General features: G+C 63.1%; 29 protein-coding genes. 14 read left to right on the plus strand and 15 right to left on the minus strand.

Annotated features, from left to right (window positions below):
* Positions 1–11: 11 nt before the first annotated feature.
* The gene (locus tag AC1DOG_RS14450) at positions 12–704 is read right to left on the minus strand and encodes a glutathione S-transferase family protein (RefSeq protein WP_047506891.1); all 693 of its coding nucleotides are present in this window, start codon (positions 702–704) and stop codon (positions 12–14) included.
* 282 nt (positions 705–986) lie between these two features.
* Between AC1DOG_RS14450 and AC1DOG_RS14455 the strand changes: the two genes are divergently transcribed.
* Positions 987–1,784, plus strand: a complete 798-nt coding sequence (locus AC1DOG_RS14455; protein ID WP_047506892.1) for an undecaprenyl-diphosphate phosphatase — start codon at positions 987–989, stop codon at positions 1,782–1,784.
* Between the two features lie 62 nt (positions 1,785–1,846).
* Here the strand turns inward: AC1DOG_RS14455 and AC1DOG_RS14460 are convergent, their stop codons facing one another.
* The 7 genes from AC1DOG_RS14460 to dnaN all read right to left on the minus strand — a co-directional run bounded on the left by AC1DOG_RS14460 (position 1,847) and on the right by dnaN (position 6,810).
* Positions 1,847–1,996 (minus strand): hypothetical protein, encoded by a 150-nt coding sequence (locus AC1DOG_RS14460; RefSeq protein ID WP_477928911.1) that lies wholly within the window; start codon positions 1,994–1,996, stop codon positions 1,847–1,849.
* 284 nt (positions 1,997–2,280) lie between these two features.
* The gene (locus tag AC1DOG_RS14465; RefSeq protein ID WP_477928913.1) at positions 2,281–3,261 is read right to left on the minus strand and encodes a complex I NDUFA9 subunit family protein; all 981 of its coding nucleotides are present in this window, start codon (positions 3,259–3,261) and stop codon (positions 2,281–2,283) included.
* A gap of 109 nt (positions 3,262–3,370) precedes the next feature.
* Positions 3,371–3,658, minus strand: a complete 288-nt coding sequence (locus AC1DOG_RS14470) for a DUF1330 domain-containing protein (protein ID WP_477928915.1) — start codon at positions 3,656–3,658, stop codon at positions 3,371–3,373.
* 29 nt (positions 3,659–3,687) lie between these two features.
* A complete protein-coding gene (gene pyrF, locus AC1DOG_RS14475; protein ID WP_477928917.1) occupies positions 3,688–4,395 on the minus strand; it encodes an orotidine-5'-phosphate decarboxylase in 708 nt (235 codons plus the stop codon).
* A 1-nt stretch (position 4,396) separates the two neighbouring features.
* Positions 4,397–4,984 (minus strand): histidine phosphatase family protein, encoded by a 588-nt coding sequence (locus AC1DOG_RS14480; RefSeq protein ID WP_477928919.1) that lies wholly within the window; start codon positions 4,982–4,984, stop codon positions 4,397–4,399.
* A 1-nt stretch (position 4,985) separates the two neighbouring features.
* Positions 4,986–5,582: a phospholipid N-methyltransferase PmtA gene (pmtA, locus tag AC1DOG_RS14485; protein ID WP_018899329.1), complete on the minus strand. Its 597-nt coding sequence runs from the start codon at positions 5,580–5,582 to the stop codon at positions 4,986–4,988.
* A 109-nt stretch (positions 5,583–5,691) separates the two neighbouring features.
* On the minus strand, positions 5,692–6,810 hold the full coding sequence (gene dnaN, locus AC1DOG_RS14490) for a DNA polymerase III subunit beta (RefSeq protein ID WP_026283155.1): 1,119 nt from the start codon (positions 6,808–6,810) through the stop codon (positions 5,692–5,694).
* Positions 6,811–7,139: 329 nt separating this feature from the next.
* On the opposite strand from dnaN, the gene rsmI reads away from it, so the two are divergent.
* From rsmI to AC1DOG_RS14535, 9 genes are all read left to right on the plus strand, one after another.
* A complete protein-coding gene (gene rsmI, locus AC1DOG_RS14495; RefSeq protein WP_051110797.1) occupies positions 7,140–8,000 on the plus strand; it encodes a 16S rRNA (cytidine(1402)-2'-O)-methyltransferase in 861 nt (286 codons plus the stop codon).
* Positions 7,990–8,373, plus strand: coding sequence for a YraN family protein (locus AC1DOG_RS14500; RefSeq protein ID WP_477928922.1), 384 nt, complete (start codon positions 7,990–7,992; stop codon positions 8,371–8,373). Before rsmI ends, AC1DOG_RS14500 begins: the two co-directional genes overlap by 11 nt.
* Positions 8,374–8,496: 123 nt before the next feature.
* On the plus strand, positions 8,497–9,825 hold the full coding sequence (gene ugpB / locus AC1DOG_RS14505; protein WP_113198748.1) for a sn-glycerol-3-phosphate ABC transporter substrate-binding protein UgpB: 1,329 nt from the start codon (positions 8,497–8,499) through the stop codon (positions 9,823–9,825).
* A 66-nt stretch (positions 9,826–9,891) separates the two neighbouring features.
* Positions 9,892–10,776, plus strand: coding sequence for a sn-glycerol-3-phosphate ABC transporter permease UgpA (gene ugpA, locus AC1DOG_RS14510; RefSeq protein ID WP_112981617.1), 885 nt, complete (start codon positions 9,892–9,894; stop codon positions 10,774–10,776).
* Positions 10,777–10,790: 14 nt separating this feature from the next.
* Positions 10,791–11,639 (plus strand): sn-glycerol-3-phosphate ABC transporter permease UgpE, encoded by an 849-nt coding sequence (gene ugpE / locus AC1DOG_RS14515; protein ID WP_477928925.1) that lies wholly within the window; start codon positions 10,791–10,793, stop codon positions 11,637–11,639.
* A gap of 2 nt (positions 11,640–11,641) precedes the next feature.
* Positions 11,642–12,745, plus strand: coding sequence for a sn-glycerol-3-phosphate import ATP-binding protein UgpC (locus tag AC1DOG_RS14520; protein ID WP_477928927.1), 1,104 nt, complete (start codon positions 11,642–11,644; stop codon positions 12,743–12,745).
* A gap of 151 nt (positions 12,746–12,896) precedes the next feature.
* Positions 12,897–13,385: a cupin domain-containing protein gene (locus AC1DOG_RS14525; protein WP_477928978.1), complete on the plus strand. Its 489-nt coding sequence runs from the start codon at positions 12,897–12,899 to the stop codon at positions 13,383–13,385.
* 133 nt (positions 13,386–13,518) lie between these two features.
* Positions 13,519–14,466, plus strand: a complete 948-nt coding sequence (gene gshB, locus AC1DOG_RS14530) for a glutathione synthase (protein ID WP_018899338.1) — start codon at positions 13,519–13,521, stop codon at positions 14,464–14,466.
* A 361-nt stretch (positions 14,467–14,827) separates the two neighbouring features.
* Positions 14,828–16,360, plus strand: coding sequence for a YifB family Mg chelatase-like AAA ATPase (locus AC1DOG_RS14535; RefSeq protein WP_477928929.1), 1,533 nt, complete (start codon positions 14,828–14,830; stop codon positions 16,358–16,360).
* A 73-nt stretch (positions 16,361–16,433) separates the two neighbouring features.
* On the opposite strand, the gene AC1DOG_RS14540 is transcribed toward AC1DOG_RS14535, so the two are convergent.
* The 3 genes from AC1DOG_RS14540 to AC1DOG_RS14550 all read right to left on the minus strand — a co-directional run bounded on the left by AC1DOG_RS14540 (position 16,434) and on the right by AC1DOG_RS14550 (position 18,580).
* Positions 16,434–16,733 carry a putative quinol monooxygenase gene (locus AC1DOG_RS14540; RefSeq protein ID WP_477928931.1) on the minus strand — a complete coding sequence of 100 codons (300 nt, stop codon included), beginning with the start codon at positions 16,731–16,733 and terminating at the stop codon, positions 16,434–16,436.
* 133 nt (positions 16,734–16,866) lie between these two features.
* Complete coding sequence (gene cysK, locus AC1DOG_RS14545) at positions 16,867–17,829, minus strand: cysteine synthase A (protein WP_018902717.1); 963 nt, start codon at positions 17,827–17,829, stop codon at positions 16,867–16,869.
* A gap of 133 nt (positions 17,830–17,962) precedes the next feature.
* Positions 17,963–18,580 (minus strand): LysE family translocator, encoded by a 618-nt coding sequence (locus AC1DOG_RS14550; protein WP_477928933.1) that lies wholly within the window; start codon positions 18,578–18,580, stop codon positions 17,963–17,965.
* 256 nt (positions 18,581–18,836) lie between these two features.
* Between AC1DOG_RS14550 and AC1DOG_RS14555 the strand changes: the two genes are divergently transcribed.
* Positions 18,837–19,352: a Dps family protein gene (locus AC1DOG_RS14555; protein WP_018902719.1), complete on the plus strand. Its 516-nt coding sequence runs from the start codon at positions 18,837–18,839 to the stop codon at positions 19,350–19,352.
* A 22-nt stretch (positions 19,353–19,374) separates the two neighbouring features.
* Here the strand turns inward: AC1DOG_RS14555 and AC1DOG_RS14560 are convergent, their stop codons facing one another.
* Positions 19,375–20,280, minus strand: coding sequence for a DMT family transporter (locus tag AC1DOG_RS14560; RefSeq protein WP_477928936.1), 906 nt, complete (start codon positions 20,278–20,280; stop codon positions 19,375–19,377).
* A gap of 102 nt (positions 20,281–20,382) precedes the next feature.
* On the opposite strand from AC1DOG_RS14560, the gene AC1DOG_RS14565 reads away from it, so the two are divergent.
* The gene (locus tag AC1DOG_RS14565; protein ID WP_477928938.1) at positions 20,383–20,841 is read left to right on the plus strand and encodes an Lrp/AsnC family transcriptional regulator; all 459 of its coding nucleotides are present in this window, start codon (positions 20,383–20,385) and stop codon (positions 20,839–20,841) included.
* A gap of 4 nt (positions 20,842–20,845) precedes the next feature.
* Here AC1DOG_RS14565 and AC1DOG_RS14570 read toward each other — a convergent pair whose 3' ends face one another.
* On the minus strand, positions 20,846–21,745 hold the full coding sequence (locus AC1DOG_RS14570) for a GNAT family N-acetyltransferase (protein WP_477928940.1): 900 nt from the start codon (positions 21,743–21,745) through the stop codon (positions 20,846–20,848).
* Entirely contained in the window at positions 21,745–22,215 is a 471-nt protein-coding gene (dut, locus tag AC1DOG_RS14575) for a dUTP diphosphatase (protein ID WP_289728509.1), read from the minus strand. Before dut ends, AC1DOG_RS14570 begins: the two co-directional genes overlap by 1 nt.
* A 90-nt stretch (positions 22,216–22,305) precedes the next feature.
* Here dut and AC1DOG_RS14580 point away from each other — a divergent pair, with 90 nt between their 5' ends.
* Positions 22,306–23,889, plus strand: coding sequence for a peptide chain release factor 3 (locus AC1DOG_RS14580; protein ID WP_477928942.1), 1,584 nt, complete (start codon positions 22,306–22,308; stop codon positions 23,887–23,889).
* A gap of 56 nt (positions 23,890–23,945) precedes the next feature.
* Positions 23,946–24,470, plus strand: coding sequence for a tRNA (N6-threonylcarbamoyladenosine(37)-N6)-methyltransferase TrmO (tsaA, locus tag AC1DOG_RS14585; RefSeq protein ID WP_477928944.1), 525 nt, complete (start codon positions 23,946–23,948; stop codon positions 24,468–24,470).
* On the opposite strand, the gene AC1DOG_RS14590 is transcribed toward tsaA, so the two are convergent.
* Positions 24,471–24,680: a TOBE domain-containing protein gene (locus AC1DOG_RS14590; RefSeq protein ID WP_018898137.1), complete on the minus strand. Its 210-nt coding sequence runs from the start codon at positions 24,678–24,680 to the stop codon at positions 24,471–24,473.
* Positions 24,681–24,685 lie beyond the last annotated feature (5 nt).

Consider the following 24,685-nt stretch of genomic DNA (forward strand, 5'->3'; position numbering starts at 1 on the left):
GAGAGGCCCCGTCAGAAATCCAGGTCGGCGTAGTGGGAAACGGGGGTCAGGCCGCGCACGCGCTCGGTGAGCAGCGGGCGGAAGGACGGGCGCGACTTGATGCGCTGGTACCATTCCTTGACGAGCGGCGATTCCGTCCAGTCGATCTCGCCGAGATAGTCGAGAATGGAGACGGAAGAGGCGGCCGCCAGATCGGCATAGCTCATCCGGTCGCCCGCCAACCACTGGCGCGAGCCGGAGAGCCAGGTGAGATACTTCATGTGCTGGCGGATATTGGCGCGCGCCGTGCGCAGGATCTTCGAATCCGGTGCGCCACCGCCCTGGTCCGCCGTCATCTGCAGCTTGTAGACGCGCTCGCGCGCCAGCGGCCGGGTGACGTCGGTTTCCATCTTGACCATGAACCACTCGGTCAGCCGCCGGATTTCGGCGCGCTGGAACGGGTCTTCGGCGAGCAGCCGGCGGTCGCGCTTCAGCACACCGTGGGTCTCGTCGAGATATTCGGAGATCACGGTGGACCCACAGAGCGCGCGCATGCTGTCGTCGACATAGACGGGCAGGGTGCCGGCCGGGTTGAGCGCCAGGAAATCCCGGCGCTTCTCCCAGGTCTGCTCTTCGATCAGGTCTGCCTGATAGCCGTACTCCGTCAGGATCAACCGGACGAAGCGTGATGCGGATGACATGGGGTGATGATAGAGCGTGGGCATCGAGACTCGGATTTTTGGATGGCTGGGGGTGCACGTCGCATGGACGCGATGATTATAGCGCCCTAGTCATGACTCATTCGTTGAAGCTATAGAAGTTTGGCCCCTCCAACACAAGCGAGTCGGGCCGCCCGAAACCCTGACGAAGGAAATCGACGTCGCCCAAAAATCGCCGATAACCGATCAGAGGTTCTCGTCGCATCCTCGTCTGGTGAAAATTGGTGTCGTTCCCCCAGCGGCACAGCACAATTCCCGTCTGACCGAACCCCGAAACGGAGACAATTGATGGATTACATAAACGCGATAATCCTAGGCATAGTCGAAGGCATTACCGAGTTTCTACCGATTTCAAGCACCGGCCACCTCATCATTGCGGAGCAATGGCTCGGCCACCGGTCTGATCTTTTCAACATCGTCATTCAGGCGGGCGCCATCCTCGCCGTCACCATCATCTATTGGCGCCGTATCATGACGCTTCTGCTCGGCTGGCAGGATCCCGAAAACCGCTCCTATCTCTTCAAGCTCATCCTCGCCTTCCTGATCACCGCCGTCCTCGGCCTGATCGTCAAGAAGCTCGGCTTCGAACTCCCGAGCACGGCCACCCCGATCGCCTGGGCGCTGATCATCGGCGGTATCTGGATGATGGTCGCCGAATGGCTCGCCGCCCGTCGCCCGCCGCACAAGGAGATCACCTGGCTGGTCGCCATCCTTGTTGGTATCGCGCAGGTCGTCGCCGGCGTCTTTCCGGGCACCTCGCGTTCGGCATCGACGATCTTCGTCGCCATGCTCGCAGGCACCGGCAACCGCGCGGCCGCCACGGAATTCGCGTTCCTGGTCGGCATCCCGACCATGTATGCGGCAAGCGCCTATGAATTGCTGAAGACGTTCAAGGATGGTGGCGCGGCCAATGAAGACTGGACCGCTCTCGGCATCGCCTTCGTCGTGTCGACGATCGTTGCCTTCGTCGCCGTCAAGTGGCTGCTCTCTTATATCCAGAGCAACAAGTTCACGGCCTTCGCGATCTACCGCATCATTCTCGGCGCCATCCTTCTCGGCATGGCATCGGTCGGTATGATCGCCTGATCGGGAAGCAAAGCTCCCCAACCAAAAAAAGAAACCGGCGTCTTGGGGCGCCGGTTTTTCTTTTACCTGAGAGCTGCGGTTTCGCAGGGATCGACGCCGTAGGCCGGCGAGCATTCGCCGTTCACGGCAGCGACCGAACCGGGCGCCACGAAAGAACCAGCCAGAATCACCAGCGCCGCGGAAGCAAAAAGCAGCGCAATTGACCTACCCATCGAAGTAACCTTTCAAGTCGTTTGATCGCGCCAGTTTGAGGCGCTGAGTCCAAGCACAGACGCGCGGGGTGTGTAGTCAGWGGAATRGSAAATAGCAATAAATGTTCCTGCTAAATTTSSTGTTAATTCCGCTAAACTTTTCATGCGACTTTTATGCAACGCCCGGCGGTGCATAAACCCGCGAAAGCTGATGGTTCAGCCTGTTTTTTAGCCTCTGCCTCGAAACGCACAACACCGCCCGCGGGGTCCGCGAGCGGCGTTGTCGTTAAGAAAATCGGCGTGGATCAGGCAGCCTTGCCGGTGTTCGTATACTGGCCCTGCGGGCGGAACTGCACGAGGTAGCCATCGATGACGGAGCTTACCATCGTCGGCGCAATGCCGAGATCCCTCAGGGTCCGTCCTTCGGTCTCAGCTTCCTTGGAAACGACGTTGTCCTTCTTCAGAAGCTTCACCTGATCAGCGGTGATCGGCGGGGCGATCAGCGGGATCATGGAGGCAACGCTGCCGATCAGCGAGGCAACGCCGAAGGGAAGCGAGACCAGCGGGTTGGTGCGCGCCGTCGACTTCAGCACCGCTTCGAGACACTGGCGGAACGTCAGCACTTCCGGGCCGCCGAGTTCGTAGATCTTGCCGCCGGCAACCTTGCCTTCGACAGCCTTGGCCACGGCCTCTGCAACATCCATGACATAGACCGGCTGCAGCTTCGTCTTGCCGCCACCGATCAGCGGCAGAAACGGCGCCGAGCGCGCCATGCCGGCGAATTTGTTGAAGAAGCCGTCTTCCGGACCGAACACGATCGACGGACGATAGATGATGGCGTCGGGCGCGACCGTGTGGATCGCAGCTTCCGCGCGTCCCTTGGTGCGGGCGTAGGACGAATCGGAGTTGGCGTTGGCGCCGATCGCCGAGATATGGACGAGCTTGGCGCCGACGCCGCGCGCGGCTTCGGCCACGGCGCGACCGCCGAATTCCTGGACGGCCTCAAACGAGTTGCGGCCGCTTTCAAACAGGATGCCGACACAGTTGACGACGTATGACGCACCTTCGACGGCGCGGTCGACCGACTGGCGGTAGCGCAGGTTGGCCTGCACGAAGGAAATCTGGCCGACATTGCCGAGCGGCTGCAGGAAACCTGCGAGATCGGGGCAGCGGACGGCCACCCGGATGCGGTAGCCGCGCTTGGCCAGCGCGCGTACGACGTGCCTGCCAACGAAGCCGGAGCCTCCGAACACGGTGACGAGTGGCGGCAGGTTGGCAAGGGTCATGGCAGGTTCCTCGGAAGGCTGATGTGATTGGCGGGTGATCTCGTCTTAGCCCAATCAGGGTGCGACGAAAAGACCTATCGCACCACGCTTGCCACGACTTTGATCTGCCTCAAACGCCTTCGACGACAACCATTTCCGCGTCGGCCACTTCCTGGCGGATCTTGGCAGCGATCTGGTATTCGGGCGAGTTGTAGCAATCCACCGCGTGCTGCATCGAGGGGAACTCGATGACGACATTGCGCGCCCGCGCCTTGCCCTCGAGCTCGGCCAACGCGCCGCCGCGGGCGAGGAAATTGGCGCCGTATTTCTCGAAGGCCGGCTTGGCGGCGGCGACATAATCCTTGTAGCGCTCGGCATCGCGCACATCCACGCGAGCGATCCAGTATCCCTTGGCCATGGTGTCTCCTCCTGGGTTATGTCGTAGGATCAGCGATTGGCGGGCCAGAGTGCGCTGACCATCTCGTCGAGAATGGCCTTGGCAGCCTGCTCAGGTTCCGGCGCCTTGACGATCGGGCGGCCGACGACGAGATGCGTCGAGCCGGCGCGCAGCGCGTCATAGGGCGTCATCACCCGCTTTTGGTCGCCGCGCTCGCTGCCGCTCGGGCGAATGCCGGGGGTAACGATCGCCATGTCGGGGCCGACGATCTCGCGCACGACAGACGATTCCTCGGCCGAGCAGACGATACCGCCCATGCCGGCTTCGCGCGCCTGTTCGGCGCGACGCAGCACCAGCGAACGCGGATCGCCGCTATAGCCGGCCTCGGTGAGGTCGGCCTCGTCCATGGAGGTCAGTACCGTGACGCCGAGCAGGCAGAGCCCCGAGCCCTTGGCGGCCTCGACGGCGGCGCGCATTGCTTTGGGATAGGCGTGTAGCGTCAGCATCGACATGCCCATCTTGGCGATGTTCTCGACGCCCGAGGCGACCGTGTTGTCGATGTCGAGCAGCTTCATGTCGAGGAAGACTTTCTTGCCGTCCTTGGCAAGGTCGCGGGCGAATTCCAGTCCGCCGGCAAACACCAGCTGATAGCCGATCTTGTAGAAGGAGACGGTATCTCCGAGCGTCGCGACCATCTTCTCGGCTTCACCGAGTGTTGGAACATCCAGTCCGACGATCAACCGTTCGCGCGCGTCCATCTCACATCCATCCCTGCCAGTCTTCGATAGGCGTCCAGTCGCATGATAGGCGCCGATCCGCAAGACGGAAACAATAGAGATTGCCGCCGCCACCGGGCTGGTCGCGATCCCGCCCGATCGGCCGGCCCTCAAGGTGACATTTCAGAAGCGTGCCCACGCCGCCATGGCCGACGAATGCGATCGGCAGGCTGGTATCGTGCGTGGCGAGAATGCGCTCGACGTTGGATACGATCCGGCGCTGCGCATCGATCGCCCGCTCCCATCCGTTGAAGCTCTTCTCCGGATTGGCGAAGAACCAGTCCGCCGCCTTCTCGAATTCTGATGGAGGCAGGAAACCGGTCGCCGACCGGTCGTTCTCGTGCATTTCCTCGACGATCTCGACCGAAACGCCCGAGGGTGCGGCCAGAATTGCGGCGGTCTCGATCGCCTTGGTCTCGTCGCTGCTGACGATACGTCGCAATTGCGACGCCCATGGGTTACCCGCCGCCAGCCGTGCGCGTGCGGCGCCGACATCCGACAAGCCCCATTTGGGCACCGGGACGGCGGCGTCGATCTTCACTTGCGGGTGGGTGATATAGAGACCGAACACGTCAGCCTCGGCGGTAGATCCAGAGCTGCGCCGGCGGAATATTGCGGACGATGAAGTCGAAGTGCTGGATGTGGTAGCGCTCGGGCCGCGCGATGATCGGCGAAACCGGGCCGTAGGAAATCTGCACGAAGGGGCGTCCTGCCGGCAGGCGGTCCAGCACGCTTTCCAGCATGGCGATGCGCGCCTGCATCGGGAAGTTCAAAAGCGGCACGGCGGAAACGACGCTGTCGAATTTCTGCCCATCCATATGGGCCAGCGTCTTGTCGAGATTGAAGGCGTCGCCATTGATGACGTTTACGCCGGGATAGAGCCGCACCAGATGTTCGTAGAAGTCGGTCGAATATTCGATGGCGACGAGGTTTTCAGGCTTCACGCCACGCTGCAGGATGGCTTTGGTGATGGCGCCGGTGCCCGGGCCGAGTTCGAGAACCGGAAGGCCGGAGTTTGGGTTGATGACGCTTGCCATCTTACGCGCCGTGATCGACGACGTCGGCACGATGGAGCCAACTGTTTTCGGCCCCTGCATCATCCCCTTGAAAAACCGGATCTCCTCGTCGAATTTCTTGCCCAGCCGTTCCTTGAGGCGCAAGCCACCCATGCCGTTCTCCTTCGTGCAGCACATGCTGCATGCTTATGTGCAGGCAATACGGCGCTAAAACAAGGCAGAGCGTCGCAATTGACAAAGTTTGAACGGCAAATGCGACGCGCTACACGCGCATCGGCATCAGCACGTAGAGGGCATCGTCGCCGGCGGTGTCGCGAATGAGCGTCGGAGAGCCGGCATCGGCCAGAAGGAAGATCGCCTGATCACCGGAGAGTTGCGCGGTGATATCGAGCAGGTACTTGGCGTTGAAGCCGATTTCCATGGCGTCGGTGTCGTATCCGACCGCCACTTCTTCCGTGGCGCTGCCCGAATCCGGGTTGTTGACGGTGAGCAGCAGCTGTCCGTCCGAAAGCGCCAGCTTCACGGCGCGGCCGCGTTCCGACGAGATGGTCGAGACGCGGTCGACGGCCTGCGCGAAGCTCGTGCAATCGACGCGCATTTCCTTGTCGTTGCCGGTCGGGATGACGCGCTGGTAATCGGGGAAGGTGCCGTCGATCAGCTTCGAGGTCATGACGATAGAGCCGATGGAAAGGCGGATCTTGGCGTCGGAAACTTCGACCGTGACCATCGCTTCCGGGTTGTCGACCAGCTTCTGCAGTTCGCCGACCGTCTTGCGCGGAATGATGATGCCAGGCATGCCCTCGGAGCCCGAGGGAGCGTTGACGTCGGCGCGCGCCAGGCGGTGGCCGTCGGTTGCGACGGCGCGCAGCTTCAGGTCGCCTTCGCTTTCGATCGTGTGGAAGAAGATGCCGTTCAGATAGTAGCGGGTCTCTTCCGTCGAGATCGCGAACTGGGTGCGATCGATCAACATCTTCAGATCCGTCGCCTTCAGCTTGAAGGTGTGCGTGAAGGTGCCGGCCGTCAGGTCTGGGAAGTCGGATTCCGGCAGGCACTGCAGCGAGAACTTCGAACGGCCGGACTGAACCGTCATCGAGCCGCCATCCTGGCTGGTGGCGAGCAGAACTTCCGAGCCGTCGGAAAGCTTGCGCACGATGTCGTAAAGCAGATGGGCGGGAACCGTGGTGGCGCCGGGCTGCTCGACATTGGCGGGCGTCGCTTCCGTCACTTCCAGATCGAGGTCGGTCGCCTTCATGTCGAGGTTCTGGCCATCGGCGCGCAGCAGGATGTTCGACAGGATCGGGATCGTGTTGCGGCGTTCAACCACGCGGTGAACGTGGTTCAGCGACTTCAAAAGGTTGGACCGCTCAATAGTAATACGCATGGGATGCTACCGCTTTCGACCGTTACTGCCCGGGCGCGCTTGAACGCGCCTGAATAATGCCTTTCCCAAAAGCTGGGATCGGAGGATTGGACGCGCAAAATGGCAGAATTTTGCGGACGAATGCAAGAGGCGCAAAGGTCGCTGCCCCAGCAATTGCCATTTTCGCTGCGGATGCTCACAGAAATCACCGTTACCGGCGAAGTCCTGCCCCTTGCCGAAGAGAAAGGTGTCGCCCATAAAGGCCGGAAGCCAGAAAGGGCACACATATCTTGAGCAATGACGAGACGACGACAGAGGGCGGCAGGCAGCGCAGCTTCCGCCTGCACAACATGGCCGTTCCCGCCCGCCCGCAGGAGCCCGGCCTTTATCTCGTCGCGACGCCGATCGGCAATCTCGGCGACATAACGCTGCGCGCGCTGGAAACGCTCGCCGGTGCCGATGTGCTCGCCTGCGAGGACACCCGCGTCACCCGCGTGCTGCTCGATCGCTACGGCATCCAGAACCGCCCCTACGCCTATCACGAGCACAATGCCGACGAAGCCGGGCCCCGGCTGCTTGCCGCGCTCGAAGCGGGCAAATCCGTGGCGCTGGTCTCCGATGCCGGCACCCCGCTGGTCTCAGACCCCGGCTACCGCCTCGCGCAATCGGCGATCGAAGCCGGCTATCGGGTGATCCCGATCCCTGGCGCATCGGCGCCGCTGGCAGCCCTTGTCGGCTCCGGCCTTCCGAACGATGCCTTCCTCTTTGCCGGTTTCTTGCCCACCAAGGACAAGGCCCGCCGCGACCGCCTGTCCGAGTTCGCCGCCACGCCGGCGACACTGATGTTCTTCGAATCCCCGCACCGCATCGGCGCCACGCTCATTGCCGCAGCGGACGTTCTCGGCGGCGATCGCCCGGCATCCGTCTGCCGCGAGCTGACAAAGAGCTACGAGGAATTCCGCCGGGGCACGCTCGCCGAGCTCGCCGCTCACTATGCGGATGTCGATAATGTCAAAGGCGAGATCGTCCTCGTCATCGGCCCGGCGCCGGAACGCGCGATCGAAGAGACGGATATCGACGCCATCCTCGCCGATCTCTCGCAAACGCTTCCGACCGCCAAGGCCGCCGCCGAGGCCGCCCGCATCACCGGTCTCCCCCGCAAGGAACTCTATCAGCGCCTTCTCGACCGAAAGGCGGGCGATGTCAGGTAACGACGCTACGGACCCGCATCAAAAGGGTCTTCGCCGCAAGGCACTGCGTCGGGGCCATGTCTCCGAATACATCGCCGCTTTCTATCTCATTCTCAAAGGCTACCGCATTGTCGCGTTGCGCTACCGCACGCGCCTCGGCGAGATCGACATCATCGCCCGCAAGGGCGATCTGGCTGTGTTCGTCGAGGTGAAGGCGCGTCGCGACGAGGGCGCGGCCGTCGATGCCGTCTCGCATCTCGCGCAGACCCGCATCCGTGGTGCCAGCGATCTCTGGCTCTCCCGCCAGCGCGACCATGCCCGCCTGTCTCAACGCTACGACATCGTCGCCATCTTGCCCGGGCGATGGCCGGTCCATTTGCGCGATGCGTTCTGATCGCTTTCGTTAGCTGAGTAAATTCTTCGGAATTTGTAATCGGCCCGTCACAAAACTGTTAAGGAGGTGTCACAATAGGCCTCTATTGCGTCCTCACGCCAACAACGGTGGAGAGGGTTTTTCATGTTTAAGTCGATTTCATTGGCCGCTGCTGCGGTTGCTTTGTCCGCTTCCGCGTCCTTTGCTGCAACCGAAGTGACCTGGTGGCACGCCATGGGTGGCGAGCTCGGCAAGAAGCTCGAGGAAGTTGCCCAGAAGTTCAACGACAGCCAGAGCGAATACAAGATCGTTCCGGTTTACAAGGGCACCTATCCCGAGACGCTGACGGCCGCTATCGCCGCCTTCCGCGCCGGCCAGCAGCCCGCCATCGTTCAGGTTTTCGAAGTCGGYACCGGCACGATGATGGCCGCCAAGGGCGCCGTCTACCCGGTCTACCAGCTGATGAAGGACGAGGGTGAGCCTTGGGATCCGTCGAAGTTCCTGGCGCCTGTCGTCGGCTACTATTCCGACGCTGAGGGCAACATCCTGTCGATGCCGTTCAACTCGTCGACCCCGATCCTCTACTACAACAAGGACGTCTTCAAGAAGGCCGGCCTCGATCCTGAAGTCGCTCCGAAGACCTGGGCCGAGCTTGCCGAAATGAGCAAGAAGATCGTCTCTTCCGGCGCTGCCAAGTGCGGCTTCACCATGTCCTACGGCGCGACCTGGGTTGGCCTGGAAAACTACTCCGCCATCCAGAACCTGCCTTACGGCACCCAGCAGAACGGCTTCGGCGGCATGAACGCCGAGTTCACCTTCAACGGCCCGAACCAGGCCAAGTTCTGGGATCACCTGAAGACCTGGCAGGATGAAGGCGTCTACAAGTACGGCGGCCCGAGCGCCGGTGCCGACGCTGCTCCGCTCTTCTACTCGCAGCAGTGCGCAGCCTACATGAACTCGTCTGCTTCGCGCGCCGGCGTCATCAACAACGCCAAGGACTTCAAGGTCGGCTTCGCGCCGATGCCTTACGACGACACCGTCACCCAGGATCCGAAGAACTCGATCATCGGCGGCGCAACGCTGTGGGTTCTGAACGGTCAGAAGGACAAGGCTGTCTACAAGGGCGCCGCCAAGTTCTTCACCTACCTGTCGCAGCCTGAAGTTCAGGCCGATTGGCACCAGTTCACCGGCTACCTGCCGATCACCAACGCTGCTTACGAGCTTGGTCAGAAGCAGGGCTACTACGAAAAGAACGCCGGTTCTGACATCGCCATCAAGCAGATCATGCGCGGCACGCCGTCGGAAAACTCCAAGGGCGTTCGCTTCGGCAACCTGACGCAGATCCGCGACGTCATCGACCAGCAGTTCGAAGCCGTTCTCAACGGCAAGAAGACCGGTCAGGAAGCGCTCGACGAAGCCGCAAAGCAGGGCAATGCCAAGCTGCGCGAATTCGAAGCAGCGAATTCCAACTAAGGGTCGCTCCCTCCGTCAGCCCTCTCCGGCCCGTCCGGGGAGGGCATTTTCCTTGAGGGGTCATGCATGCAAACCAAACGCACCGTCTTCCAAAGCCGTCTCCTGCCTTATCTCCTGATCGCACCGCAGTTGCTCATCACGATCGTCTTCTTCGTGTGGCCGGCGGTTCAGGCCGTATGGCAGTCCTTCCTGCGCCAGGATCCCTTCGGTCTGAAGGACACCTTCGTCGGTTTGGCGAACTACACGCGCTTGCTGCAAGATCCGGATTATCTGAATTCGCTGACCGTCACCTTCGTCTTCTCGATCGGTGTCACCGTGCTGTCGATGGGGCTGTCGCTGCTCTTCGCGATCTGCGTCAACCGCGTGATCCGCTCGCAGCGCTTCTATACGACGCTTCTGGTCTGGCCCTATGCCGTTGCGCCGGCCGCATCCGGCCTGCTCTGGTGGTTCATGTTCAACCCCAGCGTTGGTATCATTCCCTATGTGCTGGAACATTTCGGCTACAGCTGGAACCATCGCCTGAACCCGAACAATGCGATGATCCTGATCATCATCGCCGCCGCCTGGAAGCAGATCTCCTACAACTTCCTGTTCTTCGTCGCCGGCCTGCAGTCGGTCCCGCATTCGCTGACCGAAGCCGCCGCGATCGATGGCGCCGGACCCATCAAGCGCTTCTGGACCGTGGTCTTCCCGCTGCTGTCGCCGACCACCTTCTTCCTGGCTGTCATCAACATCACCTACGCGATGTTCGACACCTTCCCGATCATCGACGCGGCCACCTCGGGCGGTCCGTCGCAATCGACCAACATCCTTGTCTACAAGGTCTATGCCGATGGTTTCGTCGGTCTCAATCTCGGCCCGTCGGCCGCGCAGTCGGTCGTGCTGATGCTGATCGTGGTCGTCCTGACCGTCGTCCAGTTCCGCTGGATCGAGCGCAAAGTGCAGTATTGAAGCGAGAGCCAGCCATGGTCGAGAACCGTCCCTTCCTCAATTTCCTCACCCACTTCGTGCTGATCATCGGCATCGGCATGGTGGTGTTCCCCGTCTACCTCGCCTTCATCGCCTCGACGCGCGGTCCCTCGGACTTCTTGACCGGCGTGGTGCCGATGACGCCGGGCCACCAGATGCTGGAGAACTACGGCGTGCTGCTCGGGACCGGCGCATCCAACGCCGGCGCACCGCCGTTCCTCCTGATGCTCGGCAACAGCCTGGCGATGGCCATCCTGGTCGCGATCGGCAAGATCGCCATTTCGATCATCTCGGCCTTCGCCATCGTCTATTTCCGCTTTCCCTTCCGCACGGTCGCCTTCTGGATCATCTTCATGACGCTGATGCTCCCCATCGAGGTGCGCATCCTGCCGACCTACAAGGTCGTTGCCGATCTCGGCATGCTGAACTCCTATGCCGGCCTCGTCATTCCCGTCATCGCGTCGGCGACCGCCACCTTCCTGTTCCGGCAGTTCTTCCTGACGGTTCCCGAAGAGATGATGGAAGCGGCGCGCGTCGATGGCGCCGGCCCGATGAAGTTCTTCTGGGATATCCTGCTGCCGCTGTCGCGCACCAATATCGCGGCACTTTTCATCATCATGTTCATCTACGGCTGGAACCAGTATCTCTGGCCGATGCTGATCACCACCGAACCCGGCTACTACACCGTCGTCATGGGCATCAAGCGCCTGGCCGCGGTGCTGGATGGCGATACACAATGGAACCTTGTGATGGCAGGCGTCATCCTCGCGGCCCTGCCGCCGGTTCTGGTCATCATTTTCATGCAGCGCCTTTTCGTCAAAGGCCTGGTTGAGACGGAGAAGTAACAATGGCCTCCATCGACGTCGATAATGTCGGCAAGATCTATCACGGCGGCGTTCGCGCCGTTTCCGGCATCGAACTCAAGATTGCCGATGGCGAGTTCATCGTGCTCGTCGGTCCCTCCGGCTGCGGCAAGTCCACCCTGCTGCGCATGATCGCAGGCCTCGAGACCATCTCCGAAGGCGAGGTGAAGATCGGCGCGCGGGTCGTCAACAATGTCGAGCCCGCCGATCGCGACATCGCCATGGTCTTCCAGAACTACGCGCTCTATCCGCATATGAGCGTGCGCCAGAACCTGGAATACGGCCTGAAGAACCGCAAGACGCCGAAGGCCGAGATCGATGCGCGCGTGGCCGAGGCCGCCCGCATGCTGGAGATCAACCAGTATCTCGAGCGCAAGCCGAAGGCGCTCTCCGGCGGCCAGCGCCAGCGCGTCGCCATGGGCCGCGCCATCGTCCGCAAGCCGGCCGTCTTCCTCTTCGACGAGCCGCTGTCCAACCTCGATGCCAAGTTGCGCGTGTCCATGCGCGGCGAGATCAAGCGCCTGCAGCGCCGTCTCGGCACCACCTCCATCTACGTCACCCACGACCAGCTGGAAGCGATGACGCTGGCCGACCGTCTGGTCGTCTTGAACGGCGGCAAGATCGAGCAGGTCGGTTCGCCGCTCGATGTCTACCACCGCCCGGCCTCCACCTTCGTCGCCTCCTTCATCGGCTCTCCGGCCATGAACCTCCTGAAGGGCGAGCTGCACGGCGACAAGCTGGCGCTCGGGCCGAGCCTGATCGACCTTTCCGGCTGCGCTCCGACCTCGGGCGCCGTCACCGTCGGCATCCGCGCCGAGGATCTCTGCCTTGCCGGACCCGACCAGCACGCCATGCCAGTCAGTGTCGAATATGTCGAGGAACTCGGCGCCCAGCGGCTGGTCCACGGCCTGCTCGGCGATCAGCCGATCACCGCAGTGCTGGCGCCCGATATCGACATTCCCGCCGAACTGCGCCTGACCATCGCGCCCGAAAAGCTGCATTTCTTTGCGGCCGACACAGGCAAGCGCATCGTCGCCGCCGACACCGATGGCGCATCTAAGCCCGCCATGGCTGCCCAGCCCGCTTGACGATAGCGCCCGCGTTAGGCGGGCGTTGCATTATCGCGACACTCGTTACAACTTTAGCGAATGTTTGAACGGCTCCGTGAGGACTCTCTGATATCCCCCACACTAGGGGATAGCCTATACTCAGGGGGTTCTGGTGGCATCACTGCATCTTATGTTCGCGAGCGCGATGGCCTTGGCCGCCCGCTCCATGCCCGACATCGTGGCATTGCCGCGCGGCAAGTCCTTCGTCGCGCATTCGAGCGATCTCATCGCCATGAAACCGACGCCGATCAATCCGGACTGGATTGTCGCCGGCGATCCGCAGGCGCGCACCGGCGAGCACTCGCGCGGCCACGACGATGCCGCGCTGACGGCGATATGGGACTGCACGGCGGGAGAGTTCCGCTGGTTCTTCGGCTGGGACGAGACGGTGATGATCCTCGAGGGCGAGGTTCACATCACCGCCGACGACGGCACCGAGCGCATGCTGCGCGCCGGCGACGTCGCCTTCTTCGCCGGCGGCACCTGGGCCAGCTGGCGGGTCGACAATTACGTCCGCAAGGTCGCCTTCCTGCGCAAGCCATTCCCCAAGCCCGTGGCGCTCGCCTATCGCCTGCGCAACCTGCTGCGCGGCAGCGGTCAACAGGGCATCGCGGCCTGAAACACGGCTAGAGTTGAAGCCTGAAGGGAACGCCGGCCAATTGCGCCGGCGCACCGCACAAAAGCCGTCCATTGACCGTTGCGTTCGCGCCCTCTGCGGCCTACATCTGTCCGGCAATCGCTAAGGGACAGAAATGGCCAAGATCAAGAACGTAGCGGTCCAGATGGACCATGTCGCCTCCATCAATATCGCGGGCGACTCCACCTTCGCCATGAGCCTCGAGGCGCAGACCCGCGGCTACAAGCTCTTCCACTATACGCCCGACCGCCTGAGCTTCCTCGACGGCAAGCTCTACGCTTCCGTCGAGCCGATGACGCTGCGCGACATCAAGGGCGACCATTTCGATCTCGGCGCGCCCGAGCGCGTCGACCTGTCGACCATGGATGTGATCCTGCTCCGCCAGGACCCGCCCTTCGACATGTCCTACATCACCTCGACGCATCTCTTGGAGCGCATCCACCCGAAGACGCTGGTCGTCAACGACCCGGCCTGGGTGCGTAATTCGCCGGAGAAGATCTTCGTCACCGAATTCTCCGACCTGATGCCGCGGACGCTGATCACCAAGGATCCCGCCGAAATCCGCCGCTTCCGCGACGAAATGGGCGACATCATCCTGAAGCCGCTCTACGGCAATGGCGGCGCCGGCGTCTTCCATTCGACCAAGGACGACCGCAACCTCTCCTCACTGCTCGAAATGTTCGGCCAGCTCTTCCGCGAGCCCTACATCGCCCAGCAATATCTGCCTGACGTGCGCAAGGGCGACAAGCGCATCATCCTCGTCGACGGCGAACCCGTCGGCGCCATCAACCGCGTTCCGGCCGAGCACGACAGCCGCTCCAACATGCACGTCGGTGGCCGCGCCGAGGCGACCGAGCTCACTGCCCGCGAAAAGGAAATCTGCGCCCGCATCGGCCCCGCGCTTCGCGAGCGAGGCTTCCTGCTGGTCGGCATCGACGTCATCGGCGACTACATGACCGAGATCAACGTCACGTCACCGACCGGCATCCGCGAAGTCAAGAAATTCGGCGGCGCCGATATCGCCAGCCTCTTGTGGGATGCGATCGAGCGCAAGCGCGCGTAAGGTGGGCTATGGGGCGGGCGGCGACGTCTGGCGCCAGCAATGGCGCCTGCTGTAAGCGCGGCCGCCCCACGCTCTACCGTCATGCTCGGCCTTGTGCCGAGCATCTGCTGAGCATCCAACTTGCTCGACCTGAGTGGATAGCTTGCACGCCGCCTGCAGCAAGTGCCGCGCAAGCCCTCCCCACCTTTGTTCCACCCATACAACCCACCACAACCGCCCCACATCAATGGCGCGCAATTGTTCATTTATTGTTCTTGTTTCATTCCAATTTCTATGTCAGATTGCAATCCGCGACCATGATGGGTCGCGGTTTCAGGTGCAAGGGGTTGCACCATAGGGGATCTGGGCCAAGGGGTTGGGCATGGTGGCGCGCGTCAGCACGGTTGCATTCCAGGGCATAGAAGGGGTTCCGGTCGAGGTTCAGGTCATGGTCGCGCCCGGCAAGCTGATCACCCAGATCGTCGGCCTGCCCGACAAGGCGGTGGCCGAAAGTCGCGAGCGGGTGCATGCGGCACTCCACGCCTCCGGCCTGGCGCTCCCCGCCAAGCGCATCACCGTCAACCTCGCCCCCGCCGATCTCCCCAAGGAAGGCAGTCATTTCGACTTGCCGATCGCGCTCGGCCTGATGGCCGCCCTCGGCGCCATTCCTGGTGATGCGCTCTCGGGCTATGTCGTCATCGGCGAGCTCAATCTCGACGGCACGATCGCTGCCGTCACCGGCGCGCTGCCGGCCGCAATCGGCGCCAATGCCATGGGCAAAGGCCTGATCTGCCCGGCCGAAAGCGGCCCCGAGGCTGCCTGGGCCGGCGCCGAGCTCGATATCCTGGCGCCCCGCAGCCTGATCGCCCTCGCCAACCATTTCCGCGGCACCCAGGTGCTCTCGCGTCCCGAGCCGTCGATCCGCGCCACCGCCGCCAATCTTCCCGACCTCGCCGACATCAAGGGCCAGGAGAGCGCCAAGCGGGCGCTGGAGGTGGCGGCCGCCGGCGGGCACAATCTGTTGATGGTCGGACCTCCCGGTTCCGGCAAGTCGATGCTCGCCGCTCGTCTCCCGTCGATCCTGCCGCCGCTTTCGGCCGCCGAGCTGCTCGAGGTCTCGATGATCCATTCGATCGCCGGCCAGCTCTCCGGCGGCAAGCTTTCCGACCGCCGGCCGTTTCGCACCCCGCATCACTCCGCCACCATGGCGGCCCTTGTCGGCGGCGGTTTCCGGGCTCGTCCAGGCGAGGCGTCGCTTGCCCATCACGGCGTGCTCTTCTTGGACGAATTTCCGGAATTTTCGCCGCAGGCGCTGGATGCGCTGCGCCAGCCGCTGGAAACCGGCGAATGCATCATTGCGCGGGCCAATCACCGCGTCAGCTATCCCGCCACCATCCAGCTGGTGGCGGCCATGAACCCCTGCCGCTGCGGCATGGCGGGTGAGCCCGGTCATAGCTGCGCCCGTGGCCCGCGCTGCATGGCTGATTACCAGGCCCGCATCTCTGGCCCGTTGATGGACCGCATCGATATCAGGATCGACGTCCCCGCAGTCTCCGCCTTCGATCTGATCCGCCCGGCGCCGGCCGAAAAGAGCGCCGACGTCGCCCGCCGTGTCGCCCGCGCCCGTGATCTGCAGCGAGACCGCTTCCGCGCCGCCGGCCTCGGCGAGACCGGCACCAACGCCCGCTGCTCCACCGCGATGATCGAGACCTACGCGGCCCCCGATGCATCCGGCCTGCAGCTTTTGCGCGACGCCGCCGAAAAGATGAAGTTCTCCGCCCGTGGCTACCACCGCGTCCTCAAGGTCGCCCGTACGCTCGCCGACCTCGACGGCCAGGAGATGGTCGGCCGCATCCACTTGGCCGAGGCTATCTCCTACCGCATGGCGGGCGAGCGGCTGACGGCGGTGGCGTGAAGGGGAGGGGCTAGCGAAAGCGGATGGGCCGTCGGCGGGCCGACGCTGGCTTGGCCGAGAAGAGTCCGGTGCATCAGGTCTCGCGCGGCGCGCCGACCTCGTAGCTCTGGAGCTTGCGGTCATGAATGCGGAGTGCTGGCCATGCGGCGCGCCAGTCGCTCAGGTGCGCGGTTTGAAAGTGGCGATCGAGCGAGGCTTGGTCGCGCCAGCGTTCTGTAACGTGAATGAGGCCGGGCTCGAGCACGTCCTCGGCGTAGGAATAATCCAGGCAGCCGTCTTCGGCGCGGCTCATCTCCACCATGCGCTGCATCACGGGGCGTGCGAGCGCGAGGTTTTCGTGGGGGAGGCGGATGGTTCCGACGATCAGCAGCATGGGGTGACTTGCTTACGGTAAGAGCTTGGTGCGGGATTGCAGACAGTGGAAAGGGCGCCGAAGCGCCCTTTTGATAACGAAGTAAAGCGTGAAGTGCGGATGCTGGGAACCGCGACACGCTTCAGCCTAATCCTCAGCCGCCGAGGCCTTCGAACAGCGCCGTCGAGAGGTAGCGTTCGGCGAACGACGGGATGATCACAACGATGTTCTTACCGGCGTTTTCCTCGCGGGAGCCGATCTTGATCGCGGCGGCCAGCGCTGCACCCGAAGAGATGCCGACGGGCACGCCTTCGAGGCGGGCGACGTGGCGGGCGGTTTCGAGCGCGGTCGCGCTGTTGATGGTGACGACCTCGTCATAGATGTGGGTGTCGAGGATGGCGGGCGCGAAGCCGGCGCCGATGCCCTGAATCTTGTGCGGACCCGGCTGGCCACCGGAAAGAACCGGGGATTCCTCGGGCTCGACGGCGATCACCTTGATCTCCGGCTTCTTCGACTTCAGCACCTGGCCGGCGCCGGTAATCGTGCCGCCGGTGCCGATGCCCGACACCAGGATATCGACCGTCCCATCCGTGTCGTTCCAGATTTCTTCGGCCGTCGTCTTGCGATGAATCTCGGGGTTGGCGGGGTTTTCGAACTGCTGCGGAATGATCGCGTCGGGCAGCGTCGCGGCCAGTTCCTCGGCCTTGGCGATCGCGCCCTTCATGCCCTTCGGGCCCTCGGTCAGCACCAGCTCGGCGCCGAGCAGCGCCAGCATCTTGCGGCGCTCGACCGACATGGTCTCGGGCATGGTGAGGATCAGCTTGTAGCCCTTGGCGGCGGCGGCGAAGGCGAGCGCGATGCCGGTGTTGCCGGAGGTCGGCTCGACCAGCGTCGTCTTGCCGGGCGAAATCTTGCCCTGCGCTTCCAAGGATTCGATCATCGCCACGCCGATGCGGTCCTTGACCGAGGCGATCGGGTTGAAGAATTCGAGCTTGGCCAGAAGGTTGGCCTTCACGCCCTTTTCCTTGGCGAGCTTGTCCAGTCGAACGATCGGGGTATCGCCGATCGTTTCCGTGATCGAGGAGTAGATGCGGCCGCGGCCCGGTTTCTTCGACATGATAAGGCTCCCTTGATGAAATATAGAGTGAGAATAGGGTCTAAGCCGGTGGTCGGCCAGAGTAGCTTCACCCGCCAACCCTGTGGTTCAGAGAAAAAAGCCTTTTCGAACCACGGTTTAGCGGATGATTTTTTCAGGCCGCGCGAGTGGCGATGAAGGCGGCGGTGCCTGCCAGAATGCTCGCCGCCACCCGGTTCAGCGCCTGCAGCGCACGTGGTTGTTTGAGCAACGTGCGCGCTCGCGACGCCAGCAGCATATAGGGTATCAGCACCACCAAGAGCACGACGAAGGTGGTCAAAAGCAGCAGGCCGTATTCGCGCATCCCGACGCTGTCGATGCTGATCAGCGTCGGCACCAGCGCCACGTAAAACAGCATCGTCTTCGGGTTGCCGAGCGTGACCAGCAGGCCAGAGAGAAAGCTCATGCCGATACTGCTGGATTTCTTCGCAGCGATGTCCTGCGGCAGCAGGCCCGCGGTCCATAGCTTGTAGGCGATATAGCCGAGGTACAGCGCGCCGAGGATCTTGATGACGATGAACACCTCGGTGAAGGTCTGCGCCACGAAGGCAAGGCCGAGGATCACGGCGGTGAGATAGGTCATGTCGCCGAGCACCAGCCCAAGGCCCATGAAGAAGGTCTCGCGGAAGTTCGAGCCCAGCGCGCGGGCGACGATGGCTGTAATGCCGGGGCCGGGAATGGCGGCGGCGATGAACAGCGCCGCGGCATAGGCAAAGAGTGCGGTGAACGACATGTGAGCCTCCCAATCGGCTGTGTTCTACGCCTCTTGCGGGACCGTTTCAACAGGCCGTTGGGTAGCCTCAACGGAGCGGATTTCCGGCGCGGGCATTCTGTCACGGGCGTCTGCTATTGACGCCTCGGGTCGCGGTTCTAATTCTCGGTTGGTGGCGGATGTCTCGCCGTAGCCGGAGCCGGAATTGTCGGCCACATGGGGGACGCAACCCGTTCCGGCACCCGTATCACGCCGATCTGGCGAAGGAGAAAATTTCATGTCGACACCCGTCGAAAAGCGCAAGACCGCGGCCCTCGCAACCCCGACCGATCTGAAGAGCAACGCCATCCAGGATATTTCCGGCGCGCTGGCAGCGCTTCTGGCCGATACCTTCGCGCTCTATCTGAAGACCAAGAATTTCCACTGGCACATGTCCGGCCCGCATTTCCGCGATTATCATCTGCTGCTGGATGAGCATGCCGAACAGATCTTCGCCATCACCGACGAGATGGCCGAACGCGCCCGCAAGATCGGCGGCACGACGCTGCGCTCGATCGGCCATATCGGCCGGCTGCAGCGCCTCGCCGACAACGACGCCGACTACGTGACGCCGGAGGACATGCTGGCCGAACTGCGCGATGATAACCGCCAGCTGATCTCGCTGATGCGCGAGACCCACGATGTCTGCTCCGAACACAACGACGTCGCCACGACCAGCCTTCTCGAAAACTGGATCGACGAAGCAGAGCGCCGCCACTGGTTCCTCTTCGAGATCACCCGCCAGGCGAAATAATCGCAGCCGTCAGGCCGATCGCTCAGGCCCGGACGCCCCGCAGCGCACTCTTCAGCCGCGCGGGCGTCCAGCCAAGGTTCATGCCCGCCGCCGCCAAAAGAATGATGGCGGCGCCGGCGATTTGCAGCGGCTGCAGCGCATGGCCGAAGGCGACCCGGTCGACCACGATCGCCGCGATCGGGTAGAGGAAGGACAGCGCGCCGGTCAGGTGGATCGGCAGCTTCTGGATCGCGCCATAAAGCAGCACATACATCAGCCCCGTATGCACCACGCCCAGCGTCACCAGCAGTGACCATGTCTCGCTGTCATGGGGCAGGGCGGAGAAGTCCGTCATCGGCGCCAGCATCACGACGCCTGTGGCGACCTGGATCAGCGCGATCAGATGCGGCGGCGTGCCCTTCAGCCATTTCGCGGCCAGCGCCGCCAGCGCATAGAAGAAGGCGGCGCCCAGCGCCATGGCGATGCCGGTGGCATAGTCACCGCCCGCGCCTGCCACCTGCGGCTTGCCCTCGACGATCCCGATCATGCCTGCGAATGCCAGCACCAGCCAGAACAGCTTCGCCGCCGTGATCCGGTCGCCGAGAAACAGGGCGCCGAGCCCGAGCAGCATGAAGGGCTGCGTGTTGTAGACGGTGGTCGCGACCGAGATCGACGTATGCCCATAGGCGCCGAAGAGCAGCAGCCAGTTGAGCACGATCGCAACGCCGCCGAAGACAGCGATCGCGACGGCGCGCAGCCCGATCGTCCCGGGCTTCAGCAGTCCCATCGCCGCGCAGACGACGAGCAGACTGATCGCCCCGAACAGGCAGCGCCAGAAGACGACGCCACTGACCGGTTGGCCCGACATCACGACAAACCAGCCGATCGTCCCCGAAATCAGCATCGCCGCCGTCATCTGCACGCTGCCGCTGCGGATATCCTGTTGCATCGCAGTCTCCCATTGTTGAGAATGAGAATATTGCGGTCGCGACACCATTTATATAATCTTGAAGCGTCAAACGGCAGCTTTCACCTTTCATCGTGAGGCGAAATGAGCGTCCAGCCTAACAATGATATCGACGATATCGACCGCCGCATTCTTGAGGCGCTGGCCGCCGATGCGCGGATGTCGCTGAAGGAGCTTGCGCAGGCAGCCGGCCTCTCTTCGCCCAGCGCCGGCGAGCGCCTGCGCCGGCTGGAGGAGCGCGGCGTCATTTCCGCCTTCACCGTCGATATCGATCCCACGGCCCTCGGCTATCCCCTGCAGGCGATCGTCCGCGTCCGGCCGCTGCCGGGGCAGCTGCATGTGGTGGAGCGGATCATCCAGGAGACGCCGGAATTCGTCGAATGCGACAAGGTCACCGGCGATGATTGCTTCGTCGCCCGCCTCGTCGTCCGCTCCATGGCGCAGCTGGACACGATTTTGGACAAGGTCGCGGAGAAGGCCGAGACCAGCACGTCGATGGTGAAGGCCTCGCCGGTAAAGCGCCGCCTGCCGCCGCTGAGCTGAAAGCCTAGAAATCCGCCATCGGCGAAAGCATCGCCGGCCGGTCGAGGCTGATGTCGAGATCGGTCCGGATCATGAACTCAGTGCCGCCGTCAAGCGCCCGAGCTTCGCCCTGCCAGCCGAGCTTGTCCGGCGAAAACAGAACCTCGACCGCAAGCGGCGCGATACCGAGCCCACCGAGAATGGCCTCAAGCGGCGGGATGGTCGGAGCGATCACATCCGACAGCACGAATGTGTTGTCGTCCCCCACCTTCCAGGCGATCACCGCCTGCCGGTCTTCCAGCCAGCTCAACCGCACATCCGGATCGAACTGCGTGTTGATCAGGAACATCGCCGCGCTCTCGCAGACCGCCAGAGCGTCGGAGACTGGCGTACGGGATTTCAGCGCCGGGTGCAGCAGCGCAAGATCCTCGGGCTTCCACGGGTCGAGCATTCGCGCTGGCTGGGCGCTCATCGCGGGCTCCGGCGCCGCGCCGGCATAGAGATGCATCGGCAGCGAGCGGAAGCCATAGGGCGTGTAGAGATCAGGCTTGTCCGTATAGAGCACGATCGCCTCGAAACCCTGGACCTCGCACCAGTCGAGCGCCTTGTGGGTCACGTCACGATAAAGCCCGCGCCCGCGCCACGGCGGCCGCACGGCGCCCGATTGCAGGCCGGCGGCATTTATTTTGCGGCCGTTGATGATGATAGGCATGGCGAAGGCCGAGAGATTGGCGGACAGAAGTCCTGTCTCGTCGAACCAGCCGAAGGGCATGCTGGTGGGGTCAGCGCCGCCGAGACGCTTCAGCGGGTCTAGATCGATCCCGAACGTATCGGAGAGAAGCGACACCAGCGCCGCCCAAGCCTTGTCGTCGGCAAAATAGTCCTGCCGGAAGGTGAGGTCGGAGCTATCGGTCGCCTTGTCCATCACACGCCCGTGGAGCCGAAGCCGCCGGCGCCGCGCGCCGTTGTGCTCGCTTCGGTGATTTCGGCGACGCGCGCCTGCGTCACCGGCGCGATCACCATCTGGGCGATCCGCATGCCGCGGGTGATCTCGAACGGTTCTTCGCCGAGATTGATAAGCAGCACCTTCACTTCGCCGCGATAATCGCTGTCGATCGTGCCTGGTGTGTTGAGGCAGGTGATGCCGTTCTTGAAGGCAAGCCCGGAGCGCGGGCGGATCTGGCCTTCGAAACCCTCGGGGATCTCGAAGATCAGCCCTGTCGGCACCAGCGCCCGCTTGCCCGGCGCAAGCACCATCGGTGCACCGTCGTCTACGGCGGCGCGCAGGTCCATGCCGGCGGCGCCCTTGGTTTCATAGGCGGGCAGCTCGATGCCTTCGCCATGGGGCAGGCGCAGGAGATTGAGGGTCGGGCGGGTATCTGTGTGAATGGTCATGCGCCATTACTTTGCCCCCGCAAGGCCAAGGTCAATTGCAAAGCGGCGCCTAAATCGCTAGATACGCCGCAACTCCACAGGATTCATAGCATGGCCGAAAGTCTCGCCGAGGCGGTTTCCCGCCGCCGCACATTCGCTATTATCGCCCACCCGGACGCGGGCAAGACGACGCTGACCGAAAAGCTGCTGCTGTTCGGCGGCGCCATTCAGCTCGCCGGTGAAGTCAAGGCGAAGAAGGATCGCATCCAGACCCGGTCGGACTGGATGAAGATCGAGCGCGAGCGCGGTATCTCGGTCGTCACCTCGGTGATGACCTTCGAATATGAAGGCAATGTCTTCAACATTCTCGATACCCCAGGCCACGAAGACTTCGCCGACGACACCTACCGTACGCTGACGGCGGTGGATGCGGCCGTCATGGTCATCGACGCCGCCAAGGGTATCGAGCCCAGAACGCTGAAGCTTTTCGAAGTCTGCCGCATGCGCGACATCCCGATCATCACCTTCATCAACAAGATGGACCGCGAAAGCCGCGATCCCTTCGAGATCCTGGATGAGGTCGAGGAAAAGCTGGCGCTCGATACCGCCCCGGTCACCTGGCCAATCGGCCGCTCCAAGACCTTCTGCGGATCTTACAACCTCGCGAACAACACAGTTCGCGGCTCCGATACCGAAGTCGAGGGAACGCCGGTCAACGGCCCGCAGGCCGTCGCAGATCGCCTGCCGGAAAACGAGCGCTCCGCCTTCGTCGATGAGACGGAACTGGCGATCGAGGCCTGCCGTCCATTCGACCGCAAGGCCTTCCTCGAAGGCCACCTGACGCCTGTCTTCTTCGGCTCGGCGCTGCGCAATTTCGGCGTTCGCGATCTCATCAATGCGCTCGGCGAGTTCGCGCCGCCGCCGCGCGACCAGGTCGCCGATATCAGAACCGTGCATGCCGCCGAAGACAAGATGACGGCCTTCGTCTTCAAGATCCAGGCCAATATGGACCCCAACCACCGCGACCGCATCGCCTTCGCCCGCATCTGCTCCGGCAAGCTGGAGCGCGGCATGAAGGCGCGTCTCGCCCGCACCGGCAAGCAGCTCGGCCTCACCGCGCCGCAGTTCTTCTTCGCCTCGCAGCGCCAGCTGGCCGACACCGCCTTTGCCGGCGACGTCGTCGGCATCCCGAACCACGGGACGCTCAGGATCGGCGATACGCTGACCGAAGGCGAGGCGCTGGTGTTCCAGGGCGTGCCGAACTTCTCGCCGGAAATCCTGCGCCGCGTGCGGCTTGAGGATGCGATGAAGGCGAAGAAGCTCAAGGAGGCGCTGCAACAGATGGCCGAAGAGGGCGTCGTTCAGCTCTTCTCTCCGGAAGATGGTTCGCCGGCTATCGTTGGCGTCGTCGGCGCCCTGCAGCTCGATGTTCTGAAGGAACGACTGTCGGCCGAGTACACGCTGCCGGTCTCGTTCGAAATGTCGCGCTTCTCCGTCTGCCGCTGGATCTCGTCTGACCAGCCGGCCGAGCTCGACAAATTCCTGAACGTCAAGCGCGGCGACATCGCCCGCGACCTCGACGGCGACCCGGTCTTCCTGGCGCAGGACAGCTTCTCGCTGCGCTACGAATCCGAACGCTTCCCGGCGATCAAGATGGTCGCGATCAAGGAATATCACGTCGCCAAGGCGGCGTGATGTTTCATCGGCAATAACGCCATGCCATAGTGCCTCCCGCAAACTGGGAGCGCAGCATGGTCAGGGAAAACGAAATCCGGAAAAACGAAGTGGCGGTCGATGTTCCGCCGCCGACGGATGCCGGCCTCGTCTTCATCGGGCGAATTCGCACGCCCTGGACGTCCCGCATGGAAACCCCGCGCCAAGGGCGCCATGACGGGCCGATCTGCCGGATCGAGATCTTCGAGCCGTGGACGCAGGCACTGAAGGGCGTCGAGGCCTTCGAGCGGCTGGAAATCCTATACTGGCTGGATCGCTCCCGCCGCGACCTCGTGCTGCAGAGCCCGGCCAATTCGGGCAAGGTGCACGGCACCTTTTCGCTCCGCTCCCCCGTCCGCCCCAATCCGATCGGCACCTCGATCGTCAAGTTGGAAGCTGTAGAAGGATCGACGCTTCTGGTGCGCGGCATGGATTGCCTCGACGGCACACCGCTGCTCGACCTGAAGCCGGATCGCACCCTGTTCAAACCGATCGCGCCGCCGCAACCTGGCGATTTCCAGACTGGCGACGACGGAACGGCGCATTATTGCCAGAAGGCGTAATCAGTCGACGGCGACCATCACGTCGGAAGCCTTGACCACGGCATAGGCGTCGGATCCCACGGTCAGCCCGAGTTCCTTGACCGCCTCGTTGGTAATCGACGACGTCACGATCGAGCCGCCGCCGATATCGATGCGCACATGCGCCGTCGTGGCGCCGAGCGTGATCTCGACGACCTTACCCTTGAGGCGGTTGCGAGCGCTGATTTTCATGAGAT

Source organism: Rhizobium sp. 01N48 (assembly GCF_056399145.1).

Bases quoted from the DNA above. Each gene is read 5' to 3' on its own strand.
- cysK (WP_018902717.1), bottom strand. From the start codon at position 17,829: ATGTCGAAGAAACCGGGCCGCGGCCGCATCTACTCCTCGATCACGGAA.
- gshB (WP_018899338.1), top strand. From the start codon at position 13,519: ATGGCCAAGATCAAGAACGTAGCGGTCCAGATGGACCATGTCGCCTCC.
- AC1DOG_RS14470 (WP_477928915.1), bottom strand. From the start codon at position 3,658: ATGGCCAAGGGATACTGGATCGCTCGCGTGGATGTGCGCGATGCCGAG.
- AC1DOG_RS14460 (WP_477928911.1), bottom strand. From the start codon at position 1,996: ATGGGTAGGTCAATTGCGCTGCTTTTTGCTTCCGCGGCGCTGGTGATT.
- AC1DOG_RS14520 (WP_477928927.1), top strand. From the start codon at position 11,642: ATGGCCTCCATCGACGTCGATAATGTCGGCAAGATCTATCACGGCGGC.
- pmtA (WP_018899329.1), bottom strand. From the start codon at position 5,582: ATGGGTGGCTTGCGCCTCAAGGAACGGCTGGGCAAGAAATTCGACGAG.
- pyrF (WP_477928917.1), bottom strand. From the start codon at position 4,395: ATGGACGCGCGCGAACGGTTGATCGTCGGACTGGATGTTCCAACACTC.
- AC1DOG_RS14550 (WP_477928933.1), bottom strand. From the start codon at position 18,580: ATGTCGTTCACCGCACTCTTTGCCTATGCCGCGGCGCTGTTCATCGCC.
- AC1DOG_RS14455 (WP_047506892.1), top strand. From the start codon at position 987: ATGGATTACATAAACGCGATAATCCTAGGCATAGTCGAAGGCATTACC.
- ugpA (WP_112981617.1), top strand. From the start codon at position 9,892: ATGCAAACCAAACGCACCGTCTTCCAAAGCCGTCTCCTGCCTTATCTC.
- AC1DOG_RS14535 (WP_477928929.1), top strand. From the start codon at position 14,828: ATGGTGGCGCGCGTCAGCACGGTTGCATTCCAGGGCATAGAAGGGGTT.
- AC1DOG_RS14465 (WP_477928913.1), bottom strand. From the start codon at position 3,261: ATGACCCTTGCCAACCTGCCGCCACTCGTCACCGTGTTCGGAGGCTCC.
- dut (WP_289728509.1), bottom strand. From the start codon at position 22,215: ATGACCATTCACACAGATACCCGCCCGACCCTCAATCTCCTGCGCCTG.
- AC1DOG_RS14580 (WP_477928942.1), top strand. From the start codon at position 22,306: ATGGCCGAAAGTCTCGCCGAGGCGGTTTCCCGCCGCCGCACATTCGCT.
- AC1DOG_RS14590 (WP_018898137.1), bottom strand. From the start codon at position 24,680: ATGAAAATCAGCGCTCGCAACCGCCTCAAGGGTAAGGTCGTCGAGATC.
- AC1DOG_RS14555 (WP_018902719.1), top strand. From the start codon at position 18,837: ATGTCGACACCCGTCGAAAAGCGCAAGACCGCGGCCCTCGCAACCCCG.
- rsmI (WP_051110797.1), top strand. From the start codon at position 7,140: ATGGCCGTTCCCGCCCGCCCGCAGGAGCCCGGCCTTTATCTCGTCGCG.
- AC1DOG_RS14525 (WP_477928978.1), top strand. From the start codon at position 12,897: ATGTTCGCGAGCGCGATGGCCTTGGCCGCCCGCTCCATGCCCGACATC.
- ugpE (WP_477928925.1), top strand. From the start codon at position 10,791: ATGGTCGAGAACCGTCCCTTCCTCAATTTCCTCACCCACTTCGTGCTG.
- AC1DOG_RS14450 (WP_047506891.1), bottom strand. From the start codon at position 704: ATGCCCACGCTCTATCATCACCCCATGTCATCCGCATCACGCTTCGTC.
- dnaN (WP_026283155.1), bottom strand. From the start codon at position 6,810: ATGCGTATTACTATTGAGCGGTCCAACCTTTTGAAGTCGCTGAACCAC.
- AC1DOG_RS14565 (WP_477928938.1), top strand. From the start codon at position 20,383: ATGAGCGTCCAGCCTAACAATGATATCGACGATATCGACCGCCGCATT.
- tsaA (WP_477928944.1), top strand. From the start codon at position 23,946: ATGGTCAGGGAAAACGAAATCCGGAAAAACGAAGTGGCGGTCGATGTT.
- AC1DOG_RS14560 (WP_477928936.1), bottom strand. From the start codon at position 20,280: ATGCAACAGGATATCCGCAGCGGCAGCGTGCAGATGACGGCGGCGATG.
- AC1DOG_RS14540 (WP_477928931.1), bottom strand. From the start codon at position 16,733: ATGCTGCTGATCGTCGGAACCATCCGCCTCCCCCACGAAAACCTCGCG.
- AC1DOG_RS14500 (WP_477928922.1), top strand. From the start codon at position 7,990: ATGTCAGGTAACGACGCTACGGACCCGCATCAAAAGGGTCTTCGCCGC.
- AC1DOG_RS14570 (WP_477928940.1), bottom strand. From the start codon at position 21,745: ATGGACAAGGCGACCGATAGCTCCGACCTCACCTTCCGGCAGGACTAT.